At 38.9% G+C, this 16191-nt stretch carries 9 protein-coding genes; 2 read left to right on the top strand and 7 right to left on the bottom strand.

The window, feature by feature from the left end:
* Positions 1-8292, bottom strand: an 8292-nt coding sequence (locus tag HMPREF2764_RS10130; RefSeq protein WP_186821159.1) for a mucin-binding protein, incomplete at its 3' end; no start/stop codon positions are given.
* A 226-nt stretch (positions 8293-8518) separates the two neighbouring features.
* Here HMPREF2764_RS10130 and HMPREF2764_RS04195 point away from each other — a divergent pair.
* Together HMPREF2764_RS04195 and HMPREF2764_RS04190 are read left to right on the top strand one after the other, a co-directional pair.
* Positions 8519-10801: a Xaa-Pro dipeptidyl-peptidase gene (locus HMPREF2764_RS04195; protein WP_070527409.1), complete on the top strand. Its 2283-nt coding sequence runs from the start codon at positions 8519-8521 to the stop codon at positions 10799-10801.
* Positions 10802-11272: 471 nt separating this feature from the next.
* Entirely contained in the window at positions 11273-11743 is a 471-nt protein-coding gene (locus HMPREF2764_RS04190; protein WP_049550725.1) for an arginine repressor, read from the top strand.
* Between the two features lie 43 nt (positions 11744-11786).
* Here the strand turns inward: HMPREF2764_RS04190 and HMPREF2764_RS04185 are convergent, their stop codons facing one another.
* The 6 genes from HMPREF2764_RS04185 to cpoA all read right to left on the bottom strand — a co-directional run bounded on the left by HMPREF2764_RS04185 (position 11787) and on the right by cpoA (position 16112).
* Positions 11787-11945 carry a hypothetical protein gene (locus HMPREF2764_RS04185; RefSeq protein WP_001808548.1) on the bottom strand — a complete coding sequence of 53 codons (159 nt, stop codon included), beginning with the start codon at positions 11943-11945 and terminating at the stop codon, positions 11787-11789.
* 9 nt (positions 11946-11954) lie between these two features.
* Positions 11955-13265: a GTPase ObgE gene (obgE, locus tag HMPREF2764_RS04180; protein ID WP_070527406.1), complete on the bottom strand. Its 1311-nt coding sequence runs from the start codon at positions 13263-13265 to the stop codon at positions 11955-11957.
* A gap of 63 nt (positions 13266-13328) precedes the next feature.
* Positions 13329-13463 (bottom strand): DUF4044 domain-containing protein, encoded by a 135-nt coding sequence (locus HMPREF2764_RS04175; protein WP_000863852.1) that lies wholly within the window; start codon positions 13461-13463, stop codon positions 13329-13331.
* 58 nt (positions 13464-13521) lie between these two features.
* Positions 13522-13713, bottom strand: a complete 192-nt coding sequence (locus HMPREF2764_RS04170; RefSeq protein ID WP_161800596.1) for a PspC domain-containing protein — start codon at positions 13711-13713, stop codon at positions 13522-13524.
* A 14-nt stretch (positions 13714-13727) separates the two neighbouring features.
* Complete coding sequence (locus HMPREF2764_RS04165) at positions 13728-15053, bottom strand: glycosyltransferase family 4 protein (protein WP_070527402.1); 1326 nt, start codon at positions 15051-15053, stop codon at positions 13728-13730.
* A gap of 15 nt (positions 15054-15068) precedes the next feature.
* On the bottom strand, positions 15069-16112 hold the full coding sequence (cpoA, locus tag HMPREF2764_RS04160; protein WP_070527399.1) for an alpha-galactosylglucosyldiacylglycerol synthase: 1044 nt from the start codon (positions 16110-16112) through the stop codon (positions 15069-15071).
* Positions 16113-16191 lie beyond the last annotated feature (79 nt).

Raw genomic sequence — 16191 nt, 5'->3', positions numbered from 1 at the left:
TGTGTGTGTTACTTCTTCGATTAATCCTAATTCTTTGTAAGTACGTCCTTTTGGATCGTTTGGTACTCTATCATCAGGTTTTGGAGTAACATTCGGTGTATTTGGATCAACTGGTTTAGATGGGTCAATGTTTAATGGTTTTGTAGTATAGATTACTGTTTCATTGATGTCTTCAGCAGTTGCTGTTACTTCTGCCGCTGGTACAGACTCTTTATCTGGAGTGAAGTTTGTAACTTTTGGTGAAGTTACAGCTTCAAATGTTTGAGCTGGAGACCAGTCTCCGAATGTAATCTTACCAGTTACTGGGTTGATAATTGCTGAACGTTTGAATTCTTTAGTTTCTTGAACTGTGTCAGCAGCTTTTGATCCGTCTGCGTAAACATACTTGATTGTACGTTTAACTTCCTCTTTACGTCCGTCTTCTAACTCTTTGATTAACTCTGGAGTCCATTTTGGTCCTGTTGGATTATTTGGATCGATTGGTTGATCTTTAGTTGGAGTCGGGTCGTTTGGATTTACAGTAATTGGCTTAGCAGTTACTAAAACTTTGTATACTTGGTTAGTCTTAGCATCTGCATCGAACTTACCATCTGTTGGGTAGTTGTTTTCAACAACTGTGTATCCCTTAGCTTTAAGTGCTTCAATTGTTGCTGTTACATCAGCAGCTTTAGTGAATGCTTTACCTGTATCACCAGTATCTACTACTGATTCTGCTACCGCACCTTTTTCAGTCTTATCAGTTTCACTGTTTACTTCGATGAAGTGTGTAACAGCTACTTGTGATCCATCTTTAACATAGGTAATTGTAGTGTTATCTGTTGGATCTGTTGGTAAGTCTGGTACTTCATATCCTTTGGTTGGATCGTTAGGATCTTTCGGTGTTAATGGTTTTCCATTTGGTCCTACTGGTGTTGTTCCAGGGATGTATGGTACTACTGGTGTTTCAGTGGGTGTTCCTGGTTTTGTAGGATCTGCTGGAGTTGCATTTGGATATGGTTTTGGATTTAGGTCAGCATCTGCCGGAGGTGTGATGCCTTCTGGTACTACTGGTACATATGAACCAAGTTTACGGTAGATAATTGTTTCTTCACTATCTTTATCCGTAGCTGATACATTTGTACGTTCTGTAGATGTTTTCGCTGAAGCCACGTATCCGTCTTTGTTTGGTGTTGTTACAGCATCGATTGTTGTATCTCCACCTTTAGCTTTCCATGTACCGTAGTTAGAGATTGCTCCTGTTACTGGATCTACTTCTGCAGTACGTGTAAATGTTAATGTTTGTACATTATCAGCGATACCTGCATCAGATCCATCTTCAAGTTTATAGTGAACTGTGTGTGTTACTTCTTCGATTAATCCTAATTCTCTGTAAGTACGTCCTTTTGGATCATTAGGTACTACATCATCAGGTTGTGGAGTAACATTTGGATTTGTTGGATCTGTTGGTTTGTTAGGGTCTACAGTTGTTGGTTTTGTAGAGTAGATTACTGTCTCTTCAAAGTCTTTATCTGTAGCCGCTACAGTTTTCGCTGGTACATCTTCAACTGCTGGTGTTACACCTGCAACTGCCGCAGTGTATTTCTCAAGTGTCGGAGAAGTTACTGCCTCGAATGTTTGATCAGCTGACCAATCTCCGTATGTGATTTCTCCTGTTGCTACATTAATCTTACCAGAACGAGTGAATTTAAGTGTTTTAACTTTCTTATCAGCCACACTTGTTAAATCAGATTCTGCTACTGGAGTACCGTCTTCATATACATACTTAATTGTACGTGTTACTTCTTCTTGTACTTTCACAGCATTGATTAATGCTTCAGTCCATTTTGGTCCATCTGGATTATTTGGATCGATTGGCGTTACACCTGGAGTTGGTTTTGGATTTTCATCGCTTGATGGTTTAGTTGGATCAAATGATGGAATATCAACTACTTTAGCTTTGAATTTCACAACATATTCTTGATCAACTGCAGCATCTTTATCGAATTTATCTGTTGATACAAATCCGTTGTTTACTAGTTCGTAACCTTTCTTAACTAGCTCAGCAATCTTATCTGTTACTGAAGTTGCTGTTGTAGCTGGGTAAGCTGCTTCTGATTTACCTGTTACTGAGATTGGCTCTGCAAGACCTGGAGTAATGACTTTATCTGTATTAGTAGGATCTACTTCTACGAATTTAACTACAGCTTTTTGTGCCACTGGAGTGTAAAGAACTGTGATCTTGTAGTCATCTGCTTCCGCATCAATTGCTGCAGTTGCTTCCACAGTAGCGTTATCTGGTACATATCCAGTTACTTCTGGAGATGGTACATTATTGAATTTATTATCTTTAGTTTTTTCTTCTGTACTTAATTCAATTCCTGTAGCTTTACCTTCTTTAGGTGTCCATTGACCAAATGTGATAATTGCTTTTTGATCAGCTGTTGCAGTCGCTTCTGCTACTTTACTTGCAACATGATTCAACAATACTGTACGCGCAGTTTTTTCAGCATCTGAACCTTTAGCTGCTTCAGCTTTATAAGTAGCATATTCTGTTGGATATGCTTTCGCTGCAAGTACAAGGTCAATTGTACGGGAACGAGTGTATTGCAACGTCTCAACGACTGATGGTGCTGCTGTTGTATTACGTTTATCAGTTGGTACATCATCAGTATCCGCGTATTTATATTCGATTGTACGAGTTACTGTTTGTTTTTCACTATCAGAAACTTCAACTTTCTTGTGACGTAGGTAAACATTGAATGCTTGGTCTACTTCTTTATCGTCATCAAACTTACGTCCACCCTCAATAGCTGTACCTTGAGTATTATTTGTATAATCATCTGTTACTAATTCATAACCAAGGTCTTCATATTTTTTGATTGTTTCAGCTGTTGTATAAGGAATCTTCGTATGAGATTTACCTTGAAGCGTTGTAACACCATAAGTTGTTTTCGCATCTGCACCTGTTGCAGGAGCTGGATTAGCGTTTTGAACTTCCAGAATACGAGCATCACCTGTAGCATCTAAGTCGATATATGTTACTTTAGCTTTTTGAGTATCAGCTTTGTAAACAACATACATATCGAAGTCATCTTTGTTGTCCGCACGAACTTCTGATACTAATGGTTCATATGCTCCAACATCTTTTGTATTATCTGCTACTGGAGTATATAATCCAACAGGTTGTTTACCATTATGGATGTGTCCCATCTTACCATCAGCACGAGGAGTGAAGTTAGCTGTTACTACTTCAGCAGTGTATCCCTTAACTGTTGGTGAGATAATTTCTTTAAATTTAGAGTTTGCATCACTTGAAGCAGTCCATTTACCGATGATAATTGAACCTTGATTGAACTGTGTTCCTGCTGGGATAGTATCTCCAACTTTATAAACATGCCCAGTTGCATCTGTAACTTGGTTCGCAGTTGTGATTGCCTTATCAGTAGTTCCCGCTTCAGAGAAAATCTTGTATTCACGAGTATAGTCGATCGTTTGTGTACGAGTAACTGGTGTATTATCGATTGCTACGATTGGAGCATTATCTTTATATGAATCTTGACTTGCTGGATTATCATTAGCATCTTCATATACATAATGAATTGTACGAGTGATTGAAGCTTTTGACTGTGGCTTAACGATTGGTGTATAAGTTGCTTTACCAAAGTCTGTACCATATTTACTTGTTACTGGGTCCCCAGCTACTTTATCGTTATAGTCAACATCTGGTTGTTGTTTTACTACACCAGTACCAGTTCCTACGAACTTAGGATCTGGTGTGAAAGTAATTTCACCAGTATCTTGGTTTAATGTGTAAGTACCTTCGTTTTCAATTACGATTTCTGTATCAGTTACTTTAGTGTAACGACGTGGAACACTTGTCACTTCTCCTGTTTGTGGATCGATGTGAACTGCATTTGGAAGAGTTACGTTCATTAAGTCTTCATATGTCGCAGCAGTACGAGTTCCTTTTGGAATCACATCATTATTTGCGTTGTAAGTTGTTCCATTAAGTGTAATACTTTCACCTTTTGGAACTAACTGATCTGCTGATGTTTCCTTGGCTAAAGTTGAAATCTTATTTCCGGTTTCACGCGGAATTGTTTGTCCAGTATTATAAGTTACATTGTCGAATGTATTATTAGCTGAATTAGTAAATGGCGTATTGATAGTAGCTCCTGCTGGAATTGTTCCTCCCGCTGGAATTGTTTGCTCTGTTCCATTCGCTAATGTTACTTTTACTTCCACTGGTGCTGGGTGATTGCTTTGAGGTTTTGCACCAGCAGGGATCGTAGTACCTGAAACTAATCGAATGTTATTTACAGTGACATTTCCTGTTCCTGTAACATTCACATCACCAGTATTCGCTATTGTAGTTCCTGCCGGAATTTTATCTGCTGGTTTATAAGTGACTGTTGTTCCATCTGTTAGTGTAACAGTTGTTTCCTTATCGACAGTTGTATCTTTTGTATATAATTTACCTGGAATTTCTTTTCTAGTTGCAAAAGTTGGTTTCGCAGTTGTATTTAAAATATCAACTCGTTTAGAAGTTTCAACAGATTCATTTGTTATCGTTTCAACTGTTCCTTTTGTTGGAATTGTAGGGTTAGATGATTGTGGTTTTCCTTGAACGTCTTCTGTAGTTGTATCTTCTCCTACTGGACGAACGTCAATAACAGTTGGAATATAACTTGTATCCATAGACTTGGCACCGTTATTTCCATTGTTTACATTTTCTAATACCTTATCTTTTTCTGCTAAAGTCGTACTTGTTAAAGATTCTCTAATTGTATCTTCTGTAGCTTCCCATCCAGTGTGACTTCCATTATTATCCCACGCACGGATAGCTACCCCTTTAGCTGTACCTACAAATCCTTTTTCTGGTTCAAAAGTGATTTTTGTAAAACTCAAACTACCTTGTTTAGAATTTTTGTTTTCCGCAGAATCTTCATTTAGTTTATAAACCCCAACTTTATTCCCAGCTGTATCATATTCAGTATATTCAGATAAGTAATATTCAGTCTTACCTGTCAATTTATTCGTTACTTTAATAGCTGTACCAAGAGTATTTCCTCTTGCATCTTTAACAACAACTTCCGTACCGTTATAGATTGTTTGGCTTAAGTGGTCTTTTACTTCAACAGTCTTACCAGTTGGTTCTTCAGATTTAACAACCGTATCATTTAACACCATCTTAGGCGCCGTATTATTATCAATTTCCGCCCATTGTTTATAGTTAGATTCAATTGTTTTACCACTAGCCTTGAACATAGCGTTGGTAGGGAAATTCACTTCTTGTTTTTTCCCTTGAAAATCTTTTGTTTCATGACGTGTTCCACGAGGTGGGTGAATAACGTTCGCAACAAAGTCTTCTACTTCCCCTGAAGACGCTAATCCTGTTGGTAATCTTAAGTCGTTTTTGTCTACAGAAACACGTAAACGAACACCAAGATTATCTACTGATGTGTTTAATAATTGAGGTGTATTTTTGAAGGTGATATCATATGTTCCATCAGCATTAGCTGTTACTAATTCAGATGATTCATAAAGATCGAATTTACCGTTACCGTTAAAGTCAACCCATCCACGAACATAGGCTACATCATTATTGACACCACGGTTAACTTTGACACCTTTTAAGATATATTCATTTTCACTTGCATGACGTAGTGTGTACTTAGTCGCAACTGCTGGATCAAGAAGTTGTCCTTCTCCTTCATCTGGTAGATTCCCTACACCAAGTCCACGTGTAGCTTGGTTATACAATCCTTTAATTGGCAAACCGTCTCCGCCTTGCAATGTATTAGCTGTTGATAGAATTTCACCATTTTTAATCGCTACTTGCGTTCCATCAGCCATACGAATTACAGGGTTTTTACCATCTAATAAATATGTTCCTGTTTGACCTTTAGAATTTGTAACTTGAGTTGAACCACTAACAAGACTGATTTCTTTATAGTCTTCTGAGTTAACTAAGTCATCAAGCACCCAAGCTCCATTTGGCTCAGCGATCGTTGTACGGAAATCAGTATCTGCAGGAACATCCCCTAAATATGGCTGTGTCGCTGTTACTTGTTTTCCATCTTTTTCTTTATTAAAGTTACCGATGATATGTTGTGCAGACCCATAAGAGGCTGGTGCATCCCCACCATCATAAACAACGAAACCTATAGTTGCTGATTGACTACCATTGGAACTAATATAAACACCTAAATTTTCAACATTTTGAGATAAACCTATTGGAAGATCATATCCATTATTAATACCTGAGTCAAACGGTCCAAATAATTGACTACCATAACCTGTTTCTGTTTTATTCGTCCATTCAGAAAGTTTATAACCTGTAGACAACGGAGCATTTGTTTTTCTATCGAAAGTATTTAAAAAGTTACCATTACCTTCTCTATTAGGGAATAAACCTTTTGAATTCGTTTTATTTTTATTCAAACGCATGAATTCTTCCCAAGGTGTTCCGTCAGATTCGAATTGAGTAAATTCTGCCACATTTAAATCTTCTGAGTCAGCAGCAATAGCATTAACCGCTACAGGACGTCCATTATATGTTGCTGACAATTGGAACTTAACCCCAACGTTACCACCATCATAAGCTGGGGCGAACGCAGTTAATCTTTCACGAGTTACACCATTTGAATCTTCATATTTTGTTTCAAATCCTGCTAATCGTAAATGACTCCAGTTTGGATCTTGTCTTGTTACAATGACATCTTCACGTTGAACCACACCATCAACTGGGCTTCTGTTAATATTTTCAGGTTCACCATTCGCTTTATTTAGAGTATATGTTTCTGTGGTAACTTTTTTACGAGAAAGTGAACTTACTGTAGCACTTAATGTATAACCTTTTACCTTAGTGGGTACATCAAAACGCATACCTTCTTGAAGAGCTTCAAATATTTCATTGTTTCCTCGTCCACTAGATTGGTTATTTTGTACTTCGTTTTTTACATCATTATATGTTTTCCACAGTGTATATTTAGCTAATCCAGATGCTAAAAATGCAGGGTCATTTGTCTTCTTACCTACTAACTCGGGATGAGTTGTAGATTCAAGAACTGTACGAACCATAGTAAAACGTCCACGTTCTTGACGTCCTTTAGAACTAGTGAAATCTACCATCGTTGGATTGTTAACATATTCAACAGGTCCTACTTTTGTTCCATCAGCATATGTAATAGACGCAGTAGCAAAGTCAAACCAGTTGATTGCTTCACGAAGTTGACTAAAGTTTTTCTCACCAGCTGAACCATAAGCTACATCACCAATAGCAAAATCATATGTTTTATTACCATTTTGATCTACCTTACCATTAGCCAATGTTACAGTTGCTACGGCAGCACCTGTATTACCTTTTCGTTTAACTTCGATTTTATCTTCAGCTGTCAAGGATGGATTTGCAGTACGGATTTCTTTTTCAATGGCACGCGCTTCCTCCTCAGTAATATCTCCAACATTATTAACAACAACTTTGTTAATAGGATTAGCAATAGCTACTGTAGAACCTGCTCCATCCGCCAATACTGCTTCAACTTTACCTACATGTCCTGCACGCTTCATCTCAGCATAGACTGCTTCGATGGCAGATGAGATACGTTGGAGTTGGGCATCCAATTCTTGCTTAGTGATTTCTCCAGCAGCAAGAGCTTTCTTAGAAGCTTCGATTTGAATTTTAGCTGAAGCAACTGCAGTTGCGATTGCTTCTTTTCCAGCTTTATCTTCTGCCTTTTTATCCGCAAAGTTTGAGGCAGTTGTGTTCAATACTTCTGCTTCAGATGTCAACTGTTCAAGGACAGTTTTAGTAGCAGTAATTGGGTTCTCTGCTTTCTTTTCGTCCTTTTTATCAGCTTTTTCATCAACTGCTTTATCAGCTTTTTTGTCTGTTGAAGGAGCAGTTAGTGTTGCTTTTTCTTTGTCAGCTGCTTCTGTTTTTTCAGTTGTAGCTGTTTCAGCTGCTTTATCATCTTTCTTAGATGCTTCAGCAGCTAATTTTGCAACTTCCTCATCACTCAAGGTTGGCTTTTCTACTACAGCCGCTTCTGTCGTAGCAGAAAGAGCTGGTGTCGTCACATTTGCGACATTCTCACCTGCCTTATCATCTTTTGGAGCAGATGCAACAGCTTCTGTTTTATTTTCAGTAGCTGTTTCTTCTGCCTTGGCAGTCGTTTGGGCAGCACCCAAAATCAAGGCTGTCCCCAACAGCACACTCGCAGCACCAAAATGATACTTACGAATAGAGAAACGTTGGCTCAAGCCATACCAATCAAAAGACTTATTTTTTTGTCTTTTTGATTTATACATAATGTTCACTTCCTTATTTTTTTATGTAACTTCGAATTACAATTACATAGTATATATTTTATCACAAAAACGCTATCAGTTCAAGAAAGAAATAATTATATATATATATATATATATTAATCGTTTTTTGATATTATTTATATACTATTTTGTTTTTGACTTTATCTTGGTATTTTTTTTGCTTTTTTGATATAATAAATTAAAGTATAATTTTACTGGAGGTTTTATGCGTTTTAATCGATTTAGCTATTTAGCGCTACCTAGAGATACAATTATCTTTGAATTAAAAAAGTATGGATTTGATTTACCAGTCAACATCACAAATAAAAAAATGCTTGAAGCGTTTCTCATTCGTTTCTTTTTTAATTTTAAAGATAGCACCTATCCTCTATCCAGTTTAGCAGTTGATAAAGAAACTGACTTACTGACATTTTTTCAATCAGATAAAGAGTTGACTGCAGATATTTTCTATACTGTAGCCTTTCAACTTTTAGGTTTTTCTTATTTGGTTGACTTTGAAGACAGTGATGTTTTTCGTAAAGAGTCTGGATTTCCTATTGTATATGGTGACTTGATTGAAAATCTCTATCAGTTACTCAATACTCGCACCAAAAAGGGGAACACTCTTATCGACCAACTTGTCAGTGACGGCCTGGTTCCTGAGGATAATGACTATCACTACTTTAACGGCAAGAGTTTGGCTACCTTTTCTAGCCATGATGCCATTCGCGAAGTCGTTTACGTTGAGTCTCGTGTCGATACTGACCAAAAAGGTCTACCAGACCTAGTCAAGGTCAGCATTATTCGTCCTCGTTATGACGGGCAAATCCCTGCTATCATGACAGCCAGTCCCTATCATCAAGGAACAAATGATAAAGCAAGCGATAAAGCTCTTTACAAGATGGAGGGCAATCTCGAGGTTAAGCCTGCTCACAAGATTGAGATAGAGGAACCTCAACTAAATCTCGTCCAACCTCATGACCAAGCTGAGCTTGTGTCAGAAGCTGAGGAAAAGCTAACGCACATCAATGCTAGCTATACTCTCAACGACTACTTCCTTCCACGAGGTTTTGCTAATCTATATGTTTCAGGTGTTGGGACCAAAGACTCCACAGGTTTCATGACTAATGGAGACTACCAGCAAGTCGAGGCTTATAAAAATGTCATCGATTGGCTTAATGGTCGTTGTCGTGCCTTCACCGACCACACGCGCCAGCGTCAAGTCAAGGCTGACTGGTCAAACGGAAAAGTAGCCACAACCGGACTTTCCTATCTAGGTACCATGTCCAATGGTCTAGCGACTACAGGTGTCGATGGTTTAGAGGTTATCATTGCCGAGGCTGGTATTTCTTCGTGGTACAACTACTACCGTGAAAACGGTCTGGTAACTAGCCCAGGTGGTTATCCAGGTGAGGATTTTGACTCCCTTGCTGAGTTAACCTATTCTCGTAATCTCTTGGCTGGCGACTATATTCGTAGTAACGAAGCTCACCAAGCTGATTTAGAAAAAGTAAAAGAGCAACTGGATCGCAAGTCTGGTGACTACAATCAGTTTTGGCATGATCGCAACTATCTGCTCAATGCCCAAAAGGTAAAAGCAGAGATTGTCTTTACCCACGGTTCACAGGATTGGAATGTCAAACCACTTCATGTTTACCAGATGTTCCATGCTCTTCCTACTCATATAAATAAGCACCTCTTTTTCCATAATGGCGCACATGTTTACATGAACAACTGGCAGTCCATTGACTTCCGCGAATCCATGAATGCCTTATTGACTAAGAAATTACTGGGACAGGAAACAGATTATCAGCTTCCGACTGTTATCTGGCAGGATAATACAGCTCCTCAGACTTGGTTATCTCTTGATAACTTCGGTGAGCAAGAAAACTTTGAAACCTTCTCACTCGGTCAAGAAGAGAAAGTCATTCAAAACCAGTACCCAGATAAGGATTTTGAGCGCTATGGTAAGACCTACCAGACCTTCAATACAGAACTCTATCAAGGAAAAACCAATCAGATTACTATTGACCTTCCTGTGACTAAGGATCTTCACTTGAACGGTCGAGCTCAACTCAATCTTCGTATCAAATCCAGCACAAACAAGGGGCTTTTATCTGCTCAACTGCTAGAATTTGGACAGAAGAAATACCTAGAACCTTATCCAGCTGTTTTAAGTGCTAGAACCATTGACAACGGTCGCTACCATATGTTGGAAAATCTCAACGAATTGCCTTTTCGTGAAAATACACAACGCGTCGTGACAAAAGGCTACCTCAATTTACAGAATAGAAATGATTTACTGTTAGTAGAGGATATTAAGGCAGATGAATGGATGGATATCCAGTTTGAACTGCAACCAACTATTTACAAGTTAAAAGAAGGAGATACTCTTCGTTTAGCACTCTATACTACTGACTTTGAAATCACCATCCGTGACAATACCGCTTACCACCTGACTGTTGATCTTGAACAATCTACTCTTATCCTACCTTGTCAAAAGGTATAATATATAAGACTTTCAATATGGAAGATTTCCATTTGAACAGTCTAAGGAAACATAAACTTAGTATCAAATTCAATCCTGATATAGACTTATGATAAGTCTACACGGGAGCCTGGACAAAAGATACTAAAACCCTAACCAACATGTGAACTCATTAATAACACTCGCTACCACACCACATGTTGGAAAATCTTTGTGAATTGACATTAATCGTAAATTCACAACAAGTCGTGACAAAAGGCTACCCTAATTGAATGATTTACTGTTAGTAGAGGACACCAATGTAGATAAACGGATAAGATAGCCTATTCATCTACACTCAACTAGTGACAAGTTAAAAGAAGGAGATTTCCTCCGTATAGTTCTTTATACTACTGACTTTAAAATCATCATACGTGACAATACCGCTTACCACTCGACTGACGATTTCGATCAGTCCACGCTTTCTGTACCTAGTACAAGGAGTAACATTTTATGAATAAATCTGAACACCGACACCAACTCATACGCGCTCTTGTTGCAAAAAACAAGATTCATACACAGGCTGAGCTGCAAGCCCTTCTTGCTGATAACGACATTCAAGTTACCCAGGCAACTCTCTCACGCGACATCAAAAATATGAACCTGTCAAAAGTCCGCGAAGAGGATAACTCTTACTACGTGCTCAATACAGGTTCTATCTCAAAATGGGAAAAACGCCTAGAAATTTACATGGAAGATGCTCTTGTCTTGATGCGACCAGTTCAACATCAAGTCCTACTAAAAACTCTTCCTGGACTTGCTCAATCCTTTGGTTCTATCATTGATGCCTTGAGCTTCCCTGACGCTATCGCTACTCTCTGTGGTGATGATGTTTGCCTTGTCATCTGTGAAGATGCAGAAGCTGCTCAAAAATGCTTTGAAGAATTGAAAAAATTCGCTCCACCATTTTTCTTTGAAGAATAATAAAATTCCGTGTCTCATGTGGCACGGAATTTTGTTATATTCTTTACTGAGATGGATTTTCTTTTTTAGTTCGTGCCAATCTTAGGGCACGATTTGGATTGAGACGATTAAATAGTTCTTCCAATTTCTTTTCATTCCAAACATCTGCAGCGGAAACGAAATTGCCATCCGCATCTCGGAAAGATATCGGTTTATCTCCCATATCAGTCTCCTAGTCTACAAATTCAAACTCAAATTTACCAATTCTGACCAAGTCACCATCTTTAGCACCACGCGCACGAAGGGCTTCATCAACTCCCATACCACGAAGCTGGCGAGCAAATTTCATGACTGATTCGTCACGATCAAAGTTGGTCATATTAAAGAGTTTCATCAGTTTTTCACCAGAAAGCACCCATGTAGCATCGTCATCACGACTAATTTCAAAGGCTTTTTCTTCCTCATCAAATCCATAGTAAGCTTCTTCTTCCATATCTGACTCGTCGTAGAGCAAGAATTCTGGTGTCTTGTCTAACAATTCAGCTGTAGCATCCAAGAGCGTTGCCAGACCTTGCTTAGTCAAACCAGAAATTGGGAAGATAGCTGGTAACTCTTCAAATTCATCATAATTTTCAGCTAATTTTTTCTTAAACTCTTTAAGATTTTCTTGACTCTCAGGCATGTCCATTTTGTTGGCTACGATAATCTGTGGACGCTCCATGAGACGAAGATTATATGACTCTAGCTCTTTATTGATAGCTAGATAGTCCTCATAAGGATCACGGCCTTCACTAGCTGACATATCAATGATATGAAGGATGACACGTGTACGCTCAATGTGACGGAGGAACTGAGTTCCCAAACCGACACCCTGACTAGCCCCTTCAATCAAACCTGGTAAATCAGCTACTGCAAAGGAGTCACCTGATTGGGTACGAACCATACCTAGATTTGGCACAATGGTCGTAAAGTGGTAGGCACCAATTTTAGGTTTAGCAGATGTGATAACACTTAAAAGGGTTGATTTCCCAACAGATGGGAAACCTACCAAACCGACATCTGCCAAGATTTTTAGTTCCAATTGTAACTCACGTTCCTGACCTGGTTCTCCATTTTCAGAGATTTCAGGTGCAGGATTTTTCGGTGTCGCAAAGCGGATATTTCCACGACCACCACGACCACCGTGGGCTACAATAAATTCTTGACCGTGTTCAATCAAATCTGTCAAGACCTTGCCTGTCTCAGCATCACGCACAGTCGTACCTTGTGGCACTCGAACTCTAAGGTCCTCAGCTCCACGACCATGCATCCCTTTGGTCATTCCTTTTTCACCAGAATCAGCCTTGAAATGACGATTGTAGCGGAAATCCATGAGAGTACGCAAACCTTCGTCTACAACGAAGACGACATTACCTCCACGACCACCATCGCCACCCCAAGGACCCCCATTAGGGACATATTTTTCACGGCGAAAGGCAACCATACCATCGCCACCATTACCACCCTTGACCTTAATCTTGGCTGTATCTAAAAACATACTCATTTTTTCTTCTCACTTTAAAAAAGGGCTGGGAAATCCCAGTCACAAAATTTTCTTTAATCTATTTTATAGATTACTGAGGGCACCAATTGCAGTTGCAAAAATACCCAAAATACTTGCTACTAACATGATAAGTACGATAAGCAAGGTTAATTTCTCAAACATCGTTTTTTTACGTTTTCCATTATCTCCAAATGCCATTTTTTTCTCCTTCGTTACATTCTATTTTCTATTATCTTAGCATGAATTCAGCTAGTTTTCAATAGTCACTTGCTACCGGCGCAATAATCCATAAAATGATATAAGCTACAATTCCTGCCCCATAACAAAATGCAAGAACACCCCATATTACACGAACAATAGTAGGATCCATATCAAAATAATTTGCGACCCCAGCACATACTCCAGCAATTTTTTGATCACTACCACTTCTCATCAATTGTTTTTTCATAGCTATTCCTCTTTCTATTCTTCATGGTCTTTCCAATAATCTCTGATGCTGATTAACTGTGTTTTTGAAGCCCTCAGCATGCGTCTAGAGCCTTTTACGGGCACAGCAACCACCTGTTGGGGTAGATACAAGACTGTCTTAAAGATACGCTGACTGACCGTATCATCTTTAGCCAAATCTTTCTGGAAATTATTTGAAATTATGGCATCCAGATAAAACTCATGCACCCGTTTTCCAAAATTCTCAGCTGAAATCTCGTACAACTTATCTGATAAAGTATTCTCATTCATGTCTGGCGTAGCAATCAGGGCTTCTAAAATAGCTCCAGCTAAATCATGTTCACCGTAATACAAGGTTCCAAACATTTTATCACTGATAAGATTGTCCAGATAAGGATTTCCATGTGCAATGACAGGTGTTCCACTAGCCAAGCTTTCCAAGTAGGTCAAACCTTGGGTTTCACTTGTCGATGCCGAGATGAAGAAATCCGCCGCCTTATAGTAAAGAGCGGTCTCACTAGGAGCAATCATGCCTGTAAAGATGACGGAGTCTTGAATCTCTAGTTTCTGAGCTTGCTCTTTGAGGTCATCCAGATAAGGACCATCCCCAGCTACCACCAGTTTAACCTTGTCTTCTTCTTTCAGAACTTCAGCAAAAGCTGCTAAAACTGCTTGAATATTTTTTTCATAGGAAATTCTGGAAAGACTAAGCAACATCTTTTCATCATCTTGAATCCCTAGTTTACTACGCAGTTCTTCCAGATTTTCTTGCTTGATTTCTGGACGCTCAAACTTGGCTAATTCAATCCCAGTTGGAATGACTCGTTTTTCAACCTTAACCTTATAGTCAGATAACAAGTCACGGACAATCTCACTCGGGCAAATAACCCCATCCACATCGTGCAGGAAACCTCTGACCAGATACTTGACCATACTAGGACGAATCAACATCCCCTTGGCAATATAATGTACATAGTCTTCGTATTGGGTGTGATAGGTATGGATGACTGGAATCTTCAATTCACGTGCAATCCAAATCCCCAACAGACCAAGAGAAAATTCTGTCTGAGTATGGATAATATCTAGCTGATATTGTTTAGCAATTTCAAGCGCCTTGCTGAAACCTCGATAGGCAAAGCGACGATCTTTAAAAGCAAAGAAAGGAACACTTGGAATGCGGATAATTTGCCAATCTTCATAACGATTGACATCCTTATCTGTCGTTGTAAATATAAAAACAGCATGTCCCTGCTTTTCAAGTTCGGTTTTCAAGGTTCGAATACTGGTCGCAACACCTGAAACCTGAGGAAAATAGGTATCTGTAAATAAACCAATTCGCATAGATTACCTCACTTTTTACTTTCTCCCTAAAGCGGCTTGTTTCTCATAAAAGTCCAACCAGATTTGTAACAGATGCTCTTCAGAATACTCTCTAGAAATATTCTTAGCTTTTTCTTTCAAATCTTTTAAAGCAGCAGGATTCGCTTGATATTCCAGAATAGCTTCTTTCATCTCTTCTCTATCTGCTGTCGCCCGATAATCTCCATCCAAAATTACCTTATAAAGATCTAAATCACGCAACATAATCGGAGCTTCACAACTGGCAGCCTCTAAAATCGTCATCGGAAAGAGCTCATTATAACTAGGCAACAAGAAAAGATCCGCTAGGGCATACAATTCGCGCATCCGCTCTGGCGATACAATACCTGGAAAAATCAAATTTTTAGGGGGATTCTCCATGATTTTCTTATAACGTTCATAACCATCTGTCATACCACCAAAAGAGAAACCACCCGCCCATATAAAGGTAATCTGAGGCAATTCCTCAGCCAGACGGATAAAGTCATCAATTCCTTTACGTTTCTGAACTTGACCAGCACCTACTACGATAAACTGATTGTCACTAAGACCTAGCTCTGTACGCAATCTCGCTACCTCTTCCTGTGGAAGAGGATGCCATTTTTCCTTGTTTACAAAGTTAGGAATATAGGTCACTTTTTCACGTGGAATACCAGCTGCCACCAAATCCTCGATAAACATAGGATTAACCACCACCAAGTGCTCCATCCGGTTGTAAAAAGAAAATACATAGCGTTTCACAATTCCCTTTAAGAAAAATGGAATTTTCAAACTCCCCTCAAGTGTATCAGGCAAGAAATGCACATAGCCAATTTTTCTTCCTGAGCGTTTCTTTTGGAAGGTTGATAAATAATAGGGGAAATCAATTGTATGAAAGTGAGTCACATCTGCCTCAATTGGAAGATTTTCTGTAACAATCAATTGATCCTTGGCATCACGGTGAAGAAGACGAACTAATTCACGGTAGGCACCTGAAACTCCTTGTCCTGCTACTTTCTCACTTGAACTCAACATATTGATGCGTAATTTCTTTTTTTCCATAACAACTATTATATCATTTTCTTTGAATAAAATCAGCAAAAGAAAGGAGAGACTAGAGGAAAAGAGGGGGAAATTTCCT

Source organism: Streptococcus sp. HMSC073F11 (assembly GCF_001810785.1).
Lineage (GTDB): Bacteria > Bacillota > Bacilli > Lactobacillales > Streptococcaceae > Streptococcus.
This window is presented reverse-complemented; position numbering and strand designations above follow the sequence as displayed.

What these genes read in the sequence shown, in the direction of transcription:
- HMPREF2764_RS04195 (WP_070527409.1), top strand. Translation starts at nt 8,519, where the DNA reads ATGCGTTTTAATCGATTTAGCTATTTAGCGCTACCTAGAGATACAATT.
- HMPREF2764_RS04190 (WP_049550725.1), top strand. Translation starts at nt 11,273, where the DNA reads ATGAATAAATCTGAACACCGACACCAACTCATACGCGCTCTTGTTGCA.
- HMPREF2764_RS04185 (WP_001808548.1), bottom strand. Translation starts at nt 11,945, where the DNA reads ATGGGAGATAAACCGATATCTTTCCGAGATGCGGATGGCAATTTCGTT.
- obgE (WP_070527406.1), bottom strand. Translation starts at nt 13,265, where the DNA reads ATGAGTATGTTTTTAGATACAGCCAAGATTAAGGTCAAGGGTGGTAAT.
- HMPREF2764_RS04175 (WP_000863852.1), bottom strand. Translation starts at nt 13,463, where the DNA reads ATGGCATTTGGAGATAATGGAAAACGTAAAAAAACGATGTTTGAGAAA.
- HMPREF2764_RS04170 (WP_161800596.1), bottom strand. Translation starts at nt 13,713, where the DNA reads ATGAAAAAACAATTGATGAGAAGTGGTAGTGATCAAAAAATTGCTGGA.
- HMPREF2764_RS04165 (WP_070527402.1), bottom strand. Translation starts at nt 15,053, where the DNA reads ATGCGAATTGGTTTATTTACAGATACCTATTTTCCTCAGGTTTCAGGT.
- cpoA (WP_070527399.1), bottom strand. Translation starts at nt 16,112, where the DNA reads ATGGAAAAAAAGAAATTACGCATCAATATGTTGAGTTCAAGTGAGAAA.